The following is a 17,198-nucleotide window of genomic DNA, read 5'->3' on the forward strand; positions in this document are numbered from 1 at the left end:
TTAACTTTGGAAGTTTTAAAATAGCATATATATTGATAAGTGAAACTACTAATAGAACTGAAAATACAATCAATCTATTTTGTGCAATAAAATAGCAATCTCATGTACCAATCAATTACTAATAGGCTTCGTTCACTAAAACAATTAAGTCACAGTTTCATTAATTGTTTATTATGATACACGGTGCCACGCATCACGTGACGCTTGACGTGCTTCATTCCATTCCAAGCGAGACTCGCCTTTCACTTCATGCCATGAACGCTCTAGATCTGCTTCATGGTCTTCAAAACGTGCGTCTACTGGATAACGAGCACGGTTCGCATAGCCGACTGCATATGCTGGATGCATATCACGGTCGAAGTCATACCCTTCTTTAAAATAATCAGCATTTGCATATTCCGCACGCCAGTATGCTTCTTCATGAGTCGGATCAATTGCTTCCGCTGCCGCATGTCCTGCACCGCCACCAACGACTGCACCAATAGCACCACCAATCAGCGTACCCAACGGTCCTGCCATCGTACCGATAGCTGCACCTGCTGCTGCACCGCCTACGCCGCCGATGCCTGTACCGACTGGATGAGAGCCTGGCTCACCGGTGATGATATCTGCGTTCAAGTCTTCTTTGGTCTCTTTTGACATGTGCTTTACTTCACTACGATCAATCGCATCATGACTACGGTCTATACCATCATGGTCGTTCATATGTACATCGTGGTTATTCATATTATTATCCTTAAATTATTTTTATTTATTTAACTTCTCATTCACTAAGAATTTAGCGTTCTTGTTGAATTCAATTAAAGTATAAGAATTTTTGAATAGCCTCAGATAGTCCGATTATGTAATCTATGTCCACATTGCGATTGCGTTAGGTTACAGCCTGTATCTTTATCACATTTATGTACAGCAGCATCATATTTTGAGTAATTTTGAATGTATTATGATAATAAATTTACTAAGTAAATCAACTTGATAGCGGCATCAAAGACCTATCTATAGCTCGTTGCCATTTAGCAAGATGTTGTTCACGAGCATCAATCGACATGTTCGGTTCAAAAACGCGATCTACCTGCCATGAAGCCTTCATTGTCGACTCATCGTACAGCCCAGTCTTTAAACCTGCAAGTAGTGCCGCACCCTTCGCCGTAATTTCCGTATCTCTAGGACGTAATACCGGAACCCCTAATAAATCTGCTTGGAATTGCATCAGTAAATCGTTGTTTGCAGCGCCGCCATCTACTCTAAGCTCAGTCAAAGGATGAGGACTATCCTTCTGCATAGCGATAAGCACATCATAGGTTTGGTAAGCAACGGCCTCTAATGCAGCGCGAGCAATATGAGCTTTGGTAGTGCCTCGGCTCATGCCAATGATACTAGCACTGATATCAGAACGCCAATAAGGCGCGCCCAATCCTGTGAACGCAGGTAGCAATACCACATCTTTGCTGCTGTCTACTTGACGGGCTAGATCTTCGATATCGCTGCTCTGTTCAATGATACCCAGATTGTCACGTAGCCATTGAACGATAGCGCCTGCCATAAAGATACTGCCCTCTAAGGCATAAGTGACTTCTTTTTTGGGTGGTTGTAGCATACGTTTGCCTGATTGTACAAGTTGGTCAAACGACAAATTATCTGGACGAGTTGGTGACGTTTTGCGCTGCCATGCAACGGTGGTTAGTAGCTTATGCTCACTCAACTTTGGCTGCTGGCCTATATTCATCAACATAAAACAGCCTGTACCATAAGTATTTTTGGCCATCCCCGCATCAAGGCAACCTTGCCCAAAAAGTGCGGCTTGTTGGTCACCCAGTACTGCTTGAATAGGTATTTGCTTTGCAAACAGGCCTTTCTTGGTTTTGCCAAAATCACCGTCGGACGGTAGTACTTTAGGTAATATATTCATAGGTATGGCAAAACGGTCACAAAGTGCCTCTGACCATGCCAGCTTATGGATATCAAATAATAACGTACGAGAGGCGTTGGTTACATCAATAACATGCTCACCACCTGTGAGCTTATAGATTAGCCAACTATCAATGGTGCCGACCGCTATCTCGCCTCGGCTGGATCGCACACTAAGCTTTGGATTGTTTTCGAGTAACCAAGCAATTTTACTGGCGCTAAAATATGGGTCTAAACGCAGACCTGTAATACGCTGTACTTCATGTGCCATATCAACGCTATCAGCGCTCTGATAAGCACTGTCATTCATACTATTGCTAACACTTTCAGTAGCGAGCGTCTTACAGTAATCCGCGGTACGCCTGTCCTGCCAAATGATGGCGGGAGCCAATGGCTTACCAGTTTGCTTATCCCACATCACAATCGACTCGCGCTGATTGGTAATCGCGATACTGGTAACATCAGTAGCAAGCAATCCTGCCCGATTAATCACATCATGCGCACAGCTGATCTGAGTTTGCCAAATTTGCAGTGCATCTTGTTCAACGAATCCAGTCCTTGGTGTTTGCAGTGTCGTTGGCTGTTGTACCATTTTGATAGGACGCGCATGATCATCGTACAATATCGCTCGACTCGATGTGGTTCCTTGATCCAACGCTAAAATATACCCTGCCATGACACACCCTCTGCTAATATTGTTTATTCTATTTGATAGCCATTTAGTGACTATTCATTGACTGCTACTTATCAATTGCTGCTTATTGACTGATACTTATTGAGCATTTTCTATTTGTTAATTACTGCCTAAATTTCTTCATAGTAAGATTAAAAACAAAAACTATTTAAAAATAAATCGCTTGAATCTAAAACGCTTTATTGGCTATGTTGTTACTTATAAACAGATATTTAAAAATTAAATCAGACCTCTATCATACTGCTACTCGTCACACAATAGAAAACAACAAAATACTGAGCATTGACCCGTCACCATTGTGGCTCTACAGTGTACCTCTTATGACGAATGTCCATTTTTTAGTGCTTTCAATCTAGACTTATTTTGATATTAGAATATGAATAATTTATTTGAGCATTATTTTTTGCGAGCTAACGAATAGTCTATAATAGTTTAGCGACTTTATATTCTGAGCAATGAAATCTATTGGTACTGTTCCTTATTTTATAATACCTTACATTCTAATTAATGGCTTATGTGACTTATGAAATTCATTTTATCAGCGCTACCGACTGCTATGATGGCAGTTGCAGTTATGAGCGTGCCTCTCATGACTTATGCGAGCACTGACGCTGACAGTATAAAAGTGTCAGATGATGTTACACCAGTGGCGGTAACACAAATCATAGATACTGGTAGTCCGACTGATAATGATAAACCAGCTGTAGCGCCTTTTGATACAGTGCCAAACCCTCAAAACGCTGAATCGCAGACACTGTCTACGCTTGTTGACCCTATCACACATAAAGCTGTTGATAACAGCTATGCACTCGACGTCTCAAGCTTTTTGAGCTTAGAGCAAGCGCAAAAGCTTCTGGTACAAGTATCACCTAAAATTGCTGCCAATCAAGCAGCGATTGCCGCCAGCGAATACCAAACTGACGCGCTCAGAACCATTGACAATCCGCTCGTATTTGCTCGAGTATCTGCCAGTGCCTATCATTTGGATGAGGACATAGACTTGTCTTCTCTCAGAAGCGGTATCGTCAACGAAGTAAACAATGGTGTAGATAACATAGTTCCTCCTACAGCAGACCTACCAGACTTTGGTGAACTGGTCGGTGAGCGTATTCCCGACTCCTACAACCTCAAGCGCTCAGGCTCTACATCAGGCGCAGGTCTTGGTGTCGTTTGGCCTGTTTATACTGCTGGACGTACAGACGCGCTGACTGGTGCCTCAGACGCTCGTACTCAAGAAGCTATGGCTGATAGCGTACTGGATAAAAATGAGCTTTATAATACGTTGATTGAACGTTATTTTAAGGCACAACTAGCGATTATCGCCGCTTACTTGCGAGAAGATGCTTACGATACGTTGCAGCAGACCGACCATATGGCCGAACGCTTGTTTGAAGAAGGTTTTATCTCACGTGTCGATAGACTAGAGGCACAGTCGGCTCTTGCGGATGCCAAAAGCGAGTCCGTCAATGCGAATAACGACGCGCGACTAGCCATGATTGCGCTACAGCGTCTACTACGTACCGACTACCGTATCAAGCCAACCACACCCTTATTTGTTTCAAGTCGCCCTCTACCAGATGTGAGCTACTTTCAGGACTTGGCGCTAAACAACCATCCTGGACTACAAAAAGTTGCAGCCAAGCGCGCACAGGCTCAGCAATTACATGCGTTATCAGATACAGGCTACAAGCCTACGGTATTGCTATACGGTTATGGTCAGGTGGAAAAGGATCCAAGCTGGGTCGCTGGTATCTCTGCTAGCTGGAAGCTATGGGGCGGACTCGATAAAACCGCATCGTTAGCATCAAGCAATGCCCAAATACGTCAGGCCGATCTCTCTGAAATTGAAGTCAGTGACAATCTACTACTACTGGTAGAAAAAAACTGGCACGATGTCAATAATGCCCAATCACGCTATCAGGCATTACAAAGTAATGTTGATTTGGCCGCAGAAGTATTGCGATTGCGACGCTTAGGATTACAAGAAGGTGTAAATACCACTGTCGACGTGGTGCAAGCACAGACGCAATCGCTTAAGGCACGTACTGAACAAGCACAAGCTGCTAATGACTATGTACAATCATTGGCTGCACTCATGCAAAGCTGCGGGACACCACTTGCCTTCAATGCTTATCTTAATGCTGCTGACATTCAACTGCCTACTTTATATACTGAACAATGATGCGACGTGAGAAGCCATAAGTCGTGTTGATAAACGCCTTGTATTATCATGAAGCCGACAACGAACATACTATTACTAACCCTATTGTGAATACCTGTTTTTATGAAAGAATTGACTGCTAAATCGACAAAAAACTGGCTGCAGACGTTACTAAAGGCATGGAAAATTGCAAACAACTCTAATGTTTGGGCGCATTGCGCAAGCGTAGGTTTCTTTGGTTTTTTATCAATTTTTCCAGTGATGGCAGTATTTGTACTGCTTTATGGTCTGGCGTTTTCGCCTGCTGAGATGCAAGAGCAAATCTCACTTTTGAGTCAGTTTATTCCTGATACAGTATATGAAGTACTTAACTCACGTCTGAATGACTTGGTTTCTACAACCACGTCTACACTGACTTTTAGCCTGCTAATATCATCCTTGCTCGCACTTTATGCTGGCTCTAAAGGTGTCAAATCTCTAATTATTCTTATTAACCTTGCGTTTCATATCACTCAAGAGCGCAGTTTTATACAGAGCACGATTCGCGCAGTTGGTTTGACTTTTGCAGCAGTAGTCGTATTGATTATAGCGGTTTCCTCTATCGCGATTATTCCTTTGGCGGCGGCCTATTTCCCTTTCCCCCAAATAGCGAAGACGATGGCGCTTTGGAGCAGGTGGCCAATATTGACAGGTATCATATTTTTAAGCTTTTTGGGCCTTTATCGCCTAGCCCCAAATCGTGATGCCGTCGCCCTCAAAAAATTAATGCCGGGTGCTGCACTAGCAACGGTTTTATGGATTGTACTGTCCATCTTGTTTTCAGTTTATGTGCAAAATTTCAACAACTATAGTGCTGAGTTTGGCGCGCTTTCAGCTGCTGTGGTCATTATGCTGTGGCTCTATTATTCAGCATTTATTGTCGCCCTTGGTGCTATTTTTAATTCTGAAACCATAGACAACGCCAAGCCTTATGCGGTTCGAGTGTACTAGTAATAAACCCTTTATTTTCAACTTTGTTGCTTTAGGAATCTCATTGTCATGACTGAATTACCACGCGAATCAGACGACTCAAATAAATCAACTGATGCAACCGAGTTAGTGACCTCTCAAGATGCACAAAATTCAGTCGATCCTGTAAAAGACATACCTGATATCGAACCAGAGCAACCGACACCTGCTTATAATCGTAATCATTCTAAAACTGACAAGTCTGCACGTACAAAAAAAGCCTTGCTTGCGCTATTTATACTGATTGCCCTTGGTATCATTGCGTATGGCTTATATAAAAGTAATGCGCATAGCGAGCCAGAAGTTATTACGCTGCAAGGACAAATGCAGATGCAGCAAACGTCTATTGCTGCAAAAGTGCCAGGGCGTATCGCCCAAATCATGGTAACAGAGGGTGATACAGTTACAGCAGGTCAACAACTGGTTGAAATGGATTCGCCTGAGATTAATGCCAAGATTAATCAAGCACGTGCTGGTAAACAAATCGCACAAAGCCAATTAGACAAAGCAGAAAATGGTGCTCGCCCGCAAGAAATTGCTCAAGCAAAAGCCGCTTGGCAGGCCAATAAAGCCGCGTCTGATTTGGCAGAAAACACCTATCAGCGTGTGAATCGCCTTTACGAAGAAGGATTGATGGCGAGGCAGAAGCGCGATGAGGCATATGCGCAATATCTTGCCACTCAAGACCAAACCGAAGCGGCTCGCTTGCAGTATGACCTGGCGCTAGAAGGCACACGTACTGAAGATGTGTTCGCAGCTACAGCACAAGTCGCACAGGTCGATGCAAAGCTCGATGAAGCGTTAGTGGCAAAAGAGGAAGCAAGCCTAAGAAGTCCTATCGCTGGTATCGTCGATAATGTCATTGTGAGTGCTGGAGAAGTCATCGGTCAAGGAGTTCCACTCCTGACGCTGGTAGATACTAACGATCAATGGGTAGTACTTAATGTCACTGAGTCATATTTAAACCAATTTGCTATTGGTCAGACATTTATGGGGACTATTCCAGCGTTGTCATCAGCGGATAAACCTTACACAAAACAGTTTACCGTTTATGCATCTTCATCCTTATCAGACTTTGCTACTTGGCGTCCGACTAATAACGATGATGGTTTTGATGTGCGTACTTTTGAGGTTAAGGCACGACCATCTAAGCCCGACGCTCGTATTCGCTCAGGAATGAGTGTGGTGGTACGTATCGATCCCATTCCTGTCAATCAGAACCAAGAGTAAGCCATGCACTTGACTAAGTTAAGTGAGGCTTTTTTACGCAGTGCCGCCTACGAGCGCCGTTTTTTGGTAAAGAACCACTGGGATTTGAGCATGGTGGTATGGATACCGTTGATAACGGTACTGCTAATATGGTGGATATTTTCGCAGACTCAAATTACTGATCTGCCTATTGGGGTCATTGATCAAGACAATAGCGCTGTTGCCAATACTGCTGTACGTTACTTAGAAGCCAGTCCTACTTTGACGGTCAGACAGCTTTATTATTCCCAAGCGGATGCAGAGGCTGCTATTTTACAGCGCGATATTTATGCTGTCGTCATTATTCCAGAAGACTTTTCTCGTAATATATTATCGAGCCAACCTGCACCGTTGACTCTACAAGTCAATGCACAGTACGGTACGCACTCTGGTATTATTCAGACGGGTGTCCAAGCAGTCGCTAGCACGTTATCCGCAGGTGTAGAGATTAAGCGATTGGTCAAACAAGGTGTAGCGCCATCACAAGCGATGACAGCTTACGCACCTATCAGTGTACAGCGTATTAGCTTATTCAATGCTGCGACCAACTACCAGCAGTTTTTGGCATCGACCGTCATACCCGCCTTATTACATATCCTAGCGATGGTCATAGGTGCAACCACGATTGGCCGCGAGTTACGTGATAAGAATATCGGCCGCTGGTACCGTTTTATCGATACAGGAAAGTCTAATCTAGCCTTACCTAACACTGCAGAAGCGAAAACTTCGCTCTCAACCAAACAAAATAGCAGTAATGACATTGCTTCACCGTCAAGTGTAAAGCCGCCCAACTCGGTCAGCCTATCAGTTTTGGTATTTGGTTTATTAGGTAAATACTTTTGGCCAATATTGGCATATAGCTTATGGTCAGCATTGATATTATGGCTGGCAACGTCCAATCAGAATATAAATATTGCATCTCTCGTTGCAGTCTATGCTGGTTTTTTGTGCCTCATGATATTGTCGTTTTGGCTAGGTGCTATTTTTACTTTGAATTCCTTTTCATTACGTATGGGCCTATCGACCACGGGCTTTATTTCAGCACCTTCTTATGCCTTTGCTGGTGTTACTTTTCCTTATATTGCGATTAGTGATAGCGCGCAATATTGGTCAAATGCCCTACCGTTAACGCACTATCTAAAGCTCCATATTGCACAGTTACAAATGCAAGCGCCGATCGCCATATCTTTACCGATTGTCTATGGTCTAATGTTTGCTGCCACAATAGCACTACTACTTGCAGCACTATTAACCAAACGCGCATTGGCGCATCCTGAACGTTGGGGAGCTCGCTGATGTCTGCACCATCGAATAATACACACTCAAAAACTAAACCAACGGGCACTCCGGCTTCACAAAGTTTTTGGGCCAGCTTCATTCAAACCTTTAAAGACGTCTTTAGCGATAAAGGCGTACTTTTGATGTTGATTATCGCCCCTATTATCTATGGGTTTTTCTATCCTTGGCCCTACTCATCTGAGGTGGTCGATCATGTGCCCGTAGGTATCATCGATCATGACAACAGTAACTTATCACGTACTCTCGTGCGTTATACGAGCGCCAGTCCATACCTAGACACTGAGCTGTTTATCAATGAGCAGGCTGCTAAAGAAGCTATATGGTCAGATCAAATTGCAGGCTATATGGTGATCCCAACTGGTCTTGAAGAACAAGTTCAATCCGGAGAGCAAGCGCACGTCAGCGTACTGGGGAATGGTGGTTATTTTATTTTAAATAAGAACGTCCAATTGGGGTTCTCTCAAGCAGTGGGTACAGTATCTGCTGGTATCAAAGTCAAGAAAAGCATTGCACAAGGTGCCTATGCACCCACCGCTGCACAGAACACACAAGCTGTGCCACTACGAATTATGCCACTGTATAACCAAACCGAGGGTTATGGCGCTTACGTTGTACCAGCCGTTTCTGTCATTATCTTACAGCAGACACTTTTGATGGCGACAGCAATGCTAATTGGCACATGGTATGAGCAGCACCGTCACAGTACCAGTATACGTGGCTGGCTAGGACGTATCGGGGCTTTAAGCTCACTTAGCTTTATCATTGGCTGCTTTTACTATGGGTGGGCTTTTGAGCTACATCATTATCCACGCGGAAAAAATATGCTCGGTACGCTGCTGTTTTTGGCACTGTTCTGTCCGACAGTCGCAACGCTCGGCTGCGTGCTCGGATTATGGTTCAGGCAGCGTGAGCGTAGTATGCAGATATTAATCTTTATATCCCTACCGATATTTTTCCTAAGCGGCTATCCTTGGCCAGCAGACCAGCTACCTCAAATATTACAAATGATACGTTGGCTGGTACCGACTACGCCTGCCATTAATACCTCTGTGCAGCTCAACCAAATGGGCGCCAGTGTCTCTCAAGTCGCCATAGGGTTTTACACATTAGCTGGTTTATGGTTGCTTTACTTCACTTTATTGCTGTTCTTACGCAAGCGGATTCCGCAAAGAAAAGCCTACTTATAAACTTGGAAATTCACTAAATCTATGAGCATTAAAAAAGCGCCTACTATTCTTAGTAAGCGCTTTTTCATCTATATTGTATTGTTTTGGCTTTCAGAACTTAAAACACTCGGTTCAAGCCATTCAATGCCGCCACACGATACGCTTCTGCCATCGTTGGATAGTTAAAGGTGGTGTTCACAAAGTACTCAAGCGTATTATTGCTCTTACACTTCATCACGGCTTGTCCAATGTGGATAATCTCTGACGCGTGGTTACCGTAGCAATGGATACCTAGGATTTCGAGCGTGTCACGATGGAACAATATCTTTAGTACGCCCGAACGTTCACCAATGATTTGGGCACGTGCTAGATGTTTGAAAAATGCCTGACCCACTTCGTACGGGACTTTTTCATCTGTAAGCTCTTGCTCTGTCTTACCAATACAAGAGATTTCAGGAATCGTATAGATACCCGTCGGTACACTAGATACTGGCTCAGCATCGCTATCACCAACCATAAAGGCAGCAGCACAGCGCCCTTGGTCATAGGCGGCAGAAGCTAATGAGGGCCAACCGATTACATCACCGGCAGCATAGATATTTTCGACGTCTGTACAGTAAGTATCATCTACTTTTAACTGGCCACGACCATTTGCTTTTAGCCCAATAGCTTCTAAATTTAAGCCTTCAGTGTTACCTGAGCGTCCATTTGACCAAAGAATGGCATCAGATTTGATGCGCTTGCCACTCTTTAAATGCAAGACCACGTAGTCATCATGAGTCTCAAGGTGGTCAATCTCTTCGTTACTACGGATAAGCACACCGAACTGTCTGAAGTCATGCGCGATGGCATCACTGATTTCGCTGTCTAAGTAATTAAGCAACTGATTTTGGTTGTTGATTAAATCAACCTTGTAACCAAGACCAGTAAAGATAGAGGCATACTCACAACCAATCACCCCTGCACCATAAATAATGATTTTTTTGACCACATAATCCATTTGCAAGATTTTATCAGAATCAAAAACGCGCGGATGGTCAAAGTCTAAAATCTCAGGACGATAAGGACGACTACCGACAGTGATGATGGCCTTATTGAAAGTGATGGTTTCATAAACATTTTCATCGACTTCAATACGCAGCGTGTGTGCGTCAACAAAACTTGCCCAACCTTGAATAACTTCGATACGATTGCGCTCATAAAAACGCGTGTGCGTACCGACTTGACGACGGATAACTTGACGCGCCTTGGCCAATACTTCATTTAGCGGTACTTGCTTATATTCCATTGCTTTGGTAAACATGGGATCGCGGCGAAAGTTAATCAGGTTAAAGACAGACTGGCGCAATGCCTTACTTGGAATCGTACCGACGTGAGTAGAGTTACCCCCTACTTGATCACGAGGATCGACGACCACCACTCTTTTACCCGACTTGGTCAACTTCATAGCAGCGGCTTCACCAGCAGGGCCCGCTCCTAAAACAACTGCATCGTACTCATACTCATGATCGTCACTTTTTACACGGCGAGAGTCTTTGGTAAATCCAGACTTAACATCGATTCGTGTGTCATCGAGTGGATTCACCAGATCAGGATGATGCATGACATCATCAGTCACTTGCTCATGAGTCTGCTCTATCTTTTCTTTTTTATTCTTGCCTTCGGTATGTTCAGGGCTTGGCACGTGTCCGCTAGATTTGTTTGATACTTCGGTATGAATATCTTTCCCAGTATCATTGGTCTCATCGCTTGCACTTTTACTTACCATGATGTCCTCTTTATATTTATCGAGTAAATGTTTGAGATGTAAATGAATCAATATGTAGATGAGTTGGTATCATGTAGATGAATGTCACCCTACTAAGGCATACCTACCATACGTTGTGACAGTATGTTTTGCAATGTCCAGTGGCCAGTAGCACTCTGCTGGCCTTCGTCAATCTGTGGGCGAACACTAATGATGTACTCAGTACCAAGGGCTGGTTTGAAGTCATCGATCCAATCATAAGGAATCTGGAATACGCTACCGTCCTTAGACTTCGCAAGCAGGCACTGCATTGGCAATTCTGAAGCACAGGCCACACGGTTTGGCATGATTGTCAGAGTCTGCGCCCCTCCCAATACGATGCTTGGAATATAGCGTGGTTCAGGTACAGGCTTTTTTGCAAATGGCGACGTTTGGCAAGCACTCAGTAAGGTCGCTGCGCTGAGCAAACCTGCCATCAACAACGACGGCTTTATAGATTGATAGGCTGAAATCATAGTATTCTCTATATGATAATTATCTAGGATGAAGTGAAGTATATTTATTAATGTTTTTTACGCATTCATTGCAGCTGTTTGAGCACTTATTAATGCGACTTCTCAAAACTGTTTGAACCGTTTTTTGAGCTGACACTTATCAACCAATACGACGTTTGAGGCCTGTCATCTGCAAGATACGAGTGGCAATCTCCTCAACAGACATCTCAGACACATCCAGGCTTGGAATACCATGCGTGATATAAATACCTTGAATCGCACGCTGCTCTTGCTGACATTGCTGATAGCTTGAGTAGCGACTACCTGCACGGCGTTCTTGACGAATTTTTACCAAACGATCAGTATCAATAAGCAAACCAAACAGTTTGTCTTTGTGCTCACGTAACGCTTTCGGTAACTGATTGTCGTATAAATCGTCTTCGGTCAAAGGATAGTTGGCCGCTCGAATACCGAATTGTAATGCTAAATACAGAGAAGTTGGCGTCTTACCAGAGCGCGAGACACCTACCAAAATAATATCAGCTGCGTTGTAGTGGCGAGTACGCGCGCCATCATCGTTATCTAAGGCAAAATGCACTGCATCAATACGTTCTTTATAGGTTTCAGAATCTACATCGTCATGTGCATGCCCCGAATGACCATCTGGCTCCACACCAGTCTCTTCTGCAACACGGCCGATTAGACCTTCATACATATCTAAATTGCAGCTTTGGGCTGAGTTGATTCTTTCGCGAATTTCAGGATTGACGATCGTATCAAACACGAGTGGCAACGATCCGTCTCGTTGATAGGCCATGTTGATTTGTTCAACCGCATCTTCGGCGCGCTCTAAGCTGTCTACATAAGGTAGCACTCTGGTCTCAAAAGGCACTGAAGCAAACTGACTCAAAATAGCACGACCCAGTGTCTCAGCCGTAATCGCTGTACCATCTGAGATAAAAAATGCTGTTCTAATGGCGTGAGAGCTGTCTAAGTTGAGCGCATCACGATTTTGGATAGTGGACTTAACTTGTTCAGATGGATTGCTTGAGTACATATCGTTGACACCTCGGTTGAAAACTCAATAGTGACCTTCATTTAGTTTTTGGTATAGATCTTAATAATAACTCAGACTTATTAAGCGATTATCAGTTATTGACTATTAATAGCATTGCTTTGGCTATTAAAAGCGCGATTTTTACTCGGCTTTTTATAGTTGCTTTTATCACCAGCTTTTATAATTACTTTCTCAAAACGAGTTTTTATCAGTACCTATACTGCACATCTATCATGTAGTGTGCACCAACTATCTATGCGCTACATTATACGCATATTAGCTTCTTAATAGAAATCAATGTTACAGGCTTACACTTAGGACTAACATTGTTTTTCATCTTATCGCTATAGTGAATTCACCTCTTATTGAGAAGATTTTTTATCATATATCCTATACAAGACCATGAGATAGGAACAATAAAAACATAAATTGTGGAAATACTCTAAACATAACTTATCTAAACGTGCTTGTCTCATGTAGTAGTTGGCTCTTCTTAATCTGTATTACCCTTTCTAATATTGATATTTTTAATCTACGTAAATACGAAACTTAAGGGCGCTAGCTATAATTTATGTAGCAAACCCCACAATTTGTATATTTTTAACAAGTTTTTTGGTGAAAACCCTCGAAATTCTCCTAATATGGCGGTATAATTCACCGTTATAATCTTTACTAAATAACCTTATTTTCTGGAGTTATCATGGCAGCGCAATCTACAGCACTTGTAATCAATCTTGATCAGCTAGGAAAAGACGACATCGAAATGGTTGGTGGTAAGAACGCTTCGCTTGGCGAAATGATCAGCCATTTATCTGACTTAGGCGTTAGTGTTCCAGGCGGCTTTGCCACCACTTCAAATGCATTTAACCGTTTTTTAACTGAAACGGGCTTGCTTGAAAAAATCAACAGCGAGCTAAAAACATTAGATGTAAACGATGTTAATAAGCTTGCGGCTACTGGTAAAAAGATTCGTACTTGGATTATCGAGCAAGAACTGCCAAAAGATCTTGAGCAAGAAGTACGTCAATCATTTGAAACTATGAGTGGCGGCGAAGACATCGCTGTTGCTGTCCGTTCTTCTGCCACTGCTGAAGATCTGCCAGATGCTTCATTTGCTGGTCAACAAGAAACCTTCTTGAACATTCGCGGTATCGATAACGTCCTAATTGCTATTAAAGAAGTATTTGCCTCTCTATATAATGACCGCGCCATCTCTTATCGTGTTCATAAAGGTTTCGAGCATGAAGGCGTTGCATTGTCTGCTGCTGTACAGCGTATGGTACGTTCAGAGACTGGCGCTGCTGGTGTTATGTTCACGCTAGATACTGAAAGTGGTTTTGATCAAGTGGTATTCATCACGTCAAGCTACGGCCTAGGTGAAATGGTTGTACAGGGTGCGGTTAACCCAGATGAGTTCTACATCTCTAAGAAATTGCTAGCCAATGGTAAGCCGTCGGTGATCCGTCGTAACCTAGGTAGCAAGCATAAGAAAATGGTTTATGGTGATGAAGGTAGCACTGCAAAATCAGTTAAAACCGTTGATGTTGAAAAACAAGATCGTATGCAGTTCTCTTTGTCTACTGAAGAGCTAACCTCACTTGCCAAGCAAGCGGTAACGATCGAACAGCATTATGGCCACGCGATGGATATCGAATGGGCAAAAGACGGTGATAGCGGCGAAATCTTTATCGTTCAAGCACGTCCTGAGACTGTTAAGAGCCGTCAAGACAGCAACGTCATGGAACGTTATGTTATCGACACGACTGGCGCCAAAGTATTGTGCGAAGGTCGCTCAATCGGTCAACGTATCGGTGCAGGTAAAGTGCGTATCGTTAGCAACCTAAACGAAATGGATAAAGTAGAAGAAGGCGATATTCTCGTATCGGACATGACTGATCCGGATTGGGAACCAGTGATGAAGCGCGCTTCTGCTATCATCACCAACCGTGGTGGACGTACCTGTCACGCTGCTATTATCGCGCGTGAGCTAGGTGTGCCAGCCATCGTTGGTTGTGGTAACGCCACTGAGCTATTGGTTGATGGTCAAGATGTGACTGCTTCTTGTGCTGAAGGTGATACTGGTTTTATTTATGAGAGTCAGATTGATTTTGAAGTACAAACTAACTCTGTTGAATCTATGCCAGAGCTAGCATTCAAAGTTATGATGAACGTTGGTAACCCAGATCGCGCATTCTCATTCACCCAAATGCCAAACGAAGGTATCGGTCTTGCGCGTCTAGAATTCATCATCAACCGTATGATTGGTGTGCATCCAAAAGCCTTGCTAAACATGAACAGCTTGCCACGTGAAATCTCACAAGCAATCCAAGAGCGTATCGCAGGCTATGCGTCACCTGTTGACTTCTATGTTGATAAATTGGTTGAAGGTATCTCAACGCTAGCAGTTGCCTTTATGGATCAGCCAGTTATCGTTCGCATGTCAGATTTCAAATCAAACGAATACGCTAACCTGCTTGGTGGTAAGTTATATGAGCCATCAGAAGAGAACCCAATGCTTGGTTTCCGCGGTGCCAGTCGTTATGTATCTGATAACTTCCGTGACTGTTTTGAGCTTGAGTGTAAAGCACTGAAACGTGTCCGTGATGAGATGGGACTGACTAATGTCGAGATTATGATCCCGTTTGTCCGTACCACTGACGAAGCGGCGCAAGTAATCGAGTTGCTTGAGAAAAACGGCTTAAAGCGCGGTGAGAATGGTTTACGTATCATCATGATGTGTGAGCTACCAACCAATGCTCTATTGGCAGATGAGTTCCTAGAATACTTCGATGGTTTCTCAATCGGTTCTAATGACTTGACTCAGTTGACCCTTGGTCTAGACCGTGATTCAGGTATCGTTTCACATCTATTTGATGAGCGTGACCCTGCGGTTAAGAAGCTGTTGACTATGGCGATTGAAGCTTGCCGTAAGCAAAACAAATATGTTGGCATCTGTGGTCAAGGTCCATCAGACCATCCAGATCTAGCGTTCTGGCTCATGGAGCAAGGTATCAGCTCAGTGTCATTGAACCCTGACTCGGTGCTAGATACTTGGTTCTTCTTAGCTGGTGAAGAAGCAAAATAAACCGCTACGGTCATTCACACAGTCATTAAAGATATCACTATTAGGGTCTATTTGATTTTTTCAAATAGACCCTAATATAATGTCCTAAGACATGACTAACTATGCAGGCAATTATGCAGATTTTCCTTGCTCGAAATAACGTACAAGCTGGTCCATACGATTTGGAACAGTTGAACATCATGCTCGCCTCTGGTGAAGTACTGCTGGATGACTTAATGTGGCATGAAGGCTTAGACCAATGGCAGCGCGTAGGTGTTCTCACCAACAACCAAACGGTTTATCGACCTACTAACGTTAATAGCCCTCAGGTCAATGACTCTATTATTAATAACGTTACTGTCTTTCCTGAAGATACTAATACTGAAGAAGACAAGTCTGTATCGTTAGATAGACTATATGGCAAGCCTGAACGTCCTAAAGACACTGGTAAAGATGCGAATATGACAACCAACCGTCATCACACACCGCATCATAATGTCTCACTAAATAAGTCTACTCTTAAAAAGACAGCAGCAGACAATGGCAAAGTCATTGGAGATGTGGTACTTGCTCCGATCATGTCACGTATCTTGGCCACTGCACTCAATGGCTTACTTTATGTATTGGCTATATTACCGTTAGTGATGGCATTGACCAAAATGGATGTGGATTATACCAAGTTCCAAAATATCCAAGATATGGACGCGGCTTACCAATATTCAATGACGCTGATGGAAAGCCTTCCTAGTAGCACGTTAATGATGTCGCAAGTGATGGTGTTTGGTTTGTTTGCTTTGCAATTGATATTTATTGCCATGCGCGGTCAATCACTAGGCAAACTAATCACTGGTATTCGTGTTGTGGATCAAACCACACATCGTCTACCCTCGTTTATCAAGCTTATCGGTACACGTACGCTACTGTTATTTATTATTTATAACTTACTGTTTTCATTTACTAGCTTTTTAGGCTTTGTGATTATTGCCATTCATTATTACATGGCGTCCAAAAGCCCAGAAAACATTGGTTGGCATGACAAACTTGCCAAAACCTTAGTGGTCAAAGCAGACAGTAGTCAATTAGTAAAAAAATCAAAGTCTGAATAATAGTATTTTTATTTGGTTATTTGCTACATACATAGCTGGTGATACTCAAAAAAGCTGCGTACTATCGCGGCTTTTTTGTTTATTAAAGACTGTTTGTTCTTCTTTTATATTTTATTAACAGCGGCACAGTGATTAACCTTTGTGTTAGTTGCTGAGTACTGTTATAATACGGCGCTTTATAAACTAAGCTTATTCCTGATTAATTTAATCGGAATTGAGCTTACCTTATAAATCTCCTTGCTATTA

General features: G+C 43.1%; 12 protein-coding genes. 7 read left to right on the top strand and 5 right to left on the bottom strand.

The features are described 5' to 3' along the window. Positions 1 to 171: 171 nt before the first annotated feature. Together ACT3QN_RS00780 and glpK are read right to left on the bottom strand one after the other, a co-directional pair. Positions 172 to 705, bottom strand: a complete 534-nt coding sequence (locus tag ACT3QN_RS00780) for a hypothetical protein (protein ID WP_444522128.1) — start codon at positions 703 to 705, stop codon at positions 172 to 174. Positions 706 to 967: 262 nt separating this feature from the next. Further along, entirely contained in the window at positions 968 to 2,584 is a 1,617-nt protein-coding gene (gene glpK / locus ACT3QN_RS00785; RefSeq protein WP_444521941.1) for a glycerol kinase GlpK, read from the bottom strand. A 541-nt stretch (positions 2,585 to 3,125) separates the two neighbouring features. Between glpK and ACT3QN_RS00790 the strand changes: the two genes are divergently transcribed. The 5 genes from ACT3QN_RS00790 (at position 3,126) to ACT3QN_RS00810 (ending at position 9,505) form a co-directional block, all read left to right on the top strand. Further along, a complete protein-coding gene (locus ACT3QN_RS00790) occupies positions 3,126 to 4,784 on the top strand; it encodes a TolC family protein (protein WP_444521940.1) in 1,659 nt (552 codons plus the stop codon). 102 nt (positions 4,785 to 4,886) lie between these two features. Further along, the gene (locus ACT3QN_RS00795; RefSeq protein WP_444521939.1) at positions 4,887 to 5,753 is read left to right on the top strand and encodes a YihY/virulence factor BrkB family protein; all 867 of its coding nucleotides are present in this window, start codon (positions 4,887 to 4,889) and stop codon (positions 5,751 to 5,753) included. 48 nt (positions 5,754 to 5,801) lie between these two features. Then, on the top strand, positions 5,802 to 7,001 hold the full coding sequence (locus tag ACT3QN_RS00800; protein WP_444528715.1) for an HlyD family secretion protein: 1,200 nt from the start codon (positions 5,802 to 5,804) through the stop codon (positions 6,999 to 7,001). Between the two features lie 3 nt (positions 7,002 to 7,004). Then, a complete protein-coding gene (locus tag ACT3QN_RS00805; RefSeq protein ID WP_444521937.1) occupies positions 7,005 to 8,315 on the top strand; it encodes an ABC transporter permease in 1,311 nt (436 codons plus the stop codon). Continuing rightward, positions 8,315 to 9,505: an ABC transporter permease gene (locus ACT3QN_RS00810; protein ID WP_444521936.1), complete on the top strand. Its 1,191-nt coding sequence runs from the start codon at positions 8,315 to 8,317 to the stop codon at positions 9,503 to 9,505. Before ACT3QN_RS00805 ends, ACT3QN_RS00810 begins: the two co-directional genes overlap by 1 nt. Positions 9,506 to 9,602: 97 nt before the next feature. Here the strand turns inward: ACT3QN_RS00810 and sthA are convergent, their stop codons facing one another. The 3 genes from sthA to ppsR all read right to left on the bottom strand — a co-directional run bounded on the left by sthA (position 9,603) and on the right by ppsR (position 12,782). Continuing rightward, a complete protein-coding gene (gene sthA / locus ACT3QN_RS00815; protein ID WP_444519587.1) occupies positions 9,603 to 11,252 on the bottom strand; it encodes a Si-specific NAD(P)(+) transhydrogenase in 1,650 nt (549 codons plus the stop codon). Positions 11,253 to 11,344: 92 nt separating this feature from the next. After that, complete coding sequence (locus ACT3QN_RS00820; RefSeq protein ID WP_444521935.1) at positions 11,345 to 11,746, bottom strand: DUF4377 domain-containing protein; 402 nt, start codon at positions 11,744 to 11,746, stop codon at positions 11,345 to 11,347. Positions 11,747 to 11,885: 139 nt separating this feature from the next. Next, the gene (ppsR, locus tag ACT3QN_RS00825; protein WP_444521934.1) at positions 11,886 to 12,782 is read right to left on the bottom strand and encodes a posphoenolpyruvate synthetase regulatory kinase/phosphorylase PpsR; all 897 of its coding nucleotides are present in this window, start codon (positions 12,780 to 12,782) and stop codon (positions 11,886 to 11,888) included. A gap of 700 nt (positions 12,783 to 13,482) precedes the next feature. Here ppsR and ppsA point away from each other — a divergent pair. Both ppsA and ACT3QN_RS00835 read left to right on the top strand, forming a co-directional pair. Next, complete coding sequence (gene ppsA / locus ACT3QN_RS00830; RefSeq protein ID WP_444521933.1) at positions 13,483 to 15,867, top strand: phosphoenolpyruvate synthase; 2,385 nt, start codon at positions 13,483 to 13,485, stop codon at positions 15,865 to 15,867. Between the two features lie 101 nt (positions 15,868 to 15,968). Next, positions 15,969 to 16,952, top strand: coding sequence for an RDD family protein (locus tag ACT3QN_RS00835; RefSeq protein ID WP_444519583.1), 984 nt, complete (start codon positions 15,969 to 15,971; stop codon positions 16,950 to 16,952). The last annotated feature ends 246 nt before the right edge of the window (positions 16,953 to 17,198 follow it).

This window comes from Psychrobacter sp. AOP7-C1-14, assembly GCF_052376135.1.
Classification (GTDB): domain Bacteria; phylum Pseudomonadota; class Gammaproteobacteria; order Pseudomonadales; family Moraxellaceae; genus Psychrobacter.

Bases quoted from the DNA above. Each gene is read 5' to 3' on its own strand.
- ACT3QN_RS00780 (WP_444522128.1), bottom strand. From the start codon at position 705: ATGAACGACCATGATGGTATAGACCGTAGTCATGATGCGATTGATCGT.
- glpK (WP_444521941.1), bottom strand. From the start codon at position 2,584: ATGGCAGGGTATATTTTAGCGTTGGATCAAGGAACCACATCGAGTCGA.
- ACT3QN_RS00790 (WP_444521940.1), top strand. From the start codon at position 3,126: ATGAAATTCATTTTATCAGCGCTACCGACTGCTATGATGGCAGTTGCA.
- ACT3QN_RS00795 (WP_444521939.1), top strand. From the start codon at position 4,887: ATGAAAGAATTGACTGCTAAATCGACAAAAAACTGGCTGCAGACGTTA.
- ACT3QN_RS00800 (WP_444528715.1), top strand. From the start codon at position 5,802: ATGACTGAATTACCACGCGAATCAGACGACTCAAATAAATCAACTGAT.
- ACT3QN_RS00805 (WP_444521937.1), top strand. From the start codon at position 7,005: ATGCACTTGACTAAGTTAAGTGAGGCTTTTTTACGCAGTGCCGCCTAC.
- ACT3QN_RS00810 (WP_444521936.1), top strand. From the start codon at position 8,315: ATGTCTGCACCATCGAATAATACACACTCAAAAACTAAACCAACGGGC.
- sthA (WP_444519587.1), bottom strand. From the start codon at position 11,252: ATGGTAAGTAAAAGTGCAAGCGATGAGACCAATGATACTGGGAAAGAT.
- ACT3QN_RS00820 (WP_444521935.1), bottom strand. From the start codon at position 11,746: ATGATTTCAGCCTATCAATCTATAAAGCCGTCGTTGTTGATGGCAGGT.
- ppsR (WP_444521934.1), bottom strand. From the start codon at position 12,782: ATGTACTCAAGCAATCCATCTGAACAAGTTAAGTCCACTATCCAAAAT.
- ppsA (WP_444521933.1), top strand. From the start codon at position 13,483: ATGGCAGCGCAATCTACAGCACTTGTAATCAATCTTGATCAGCTAGGA.
- ACT3QN_RS00835 (WP_444519583.1), top strand. From the start codon at position 15,969: ATGCAGGCAATTATGCAGATTTTCCTTGCTCGAAATAACGTACAAGCT.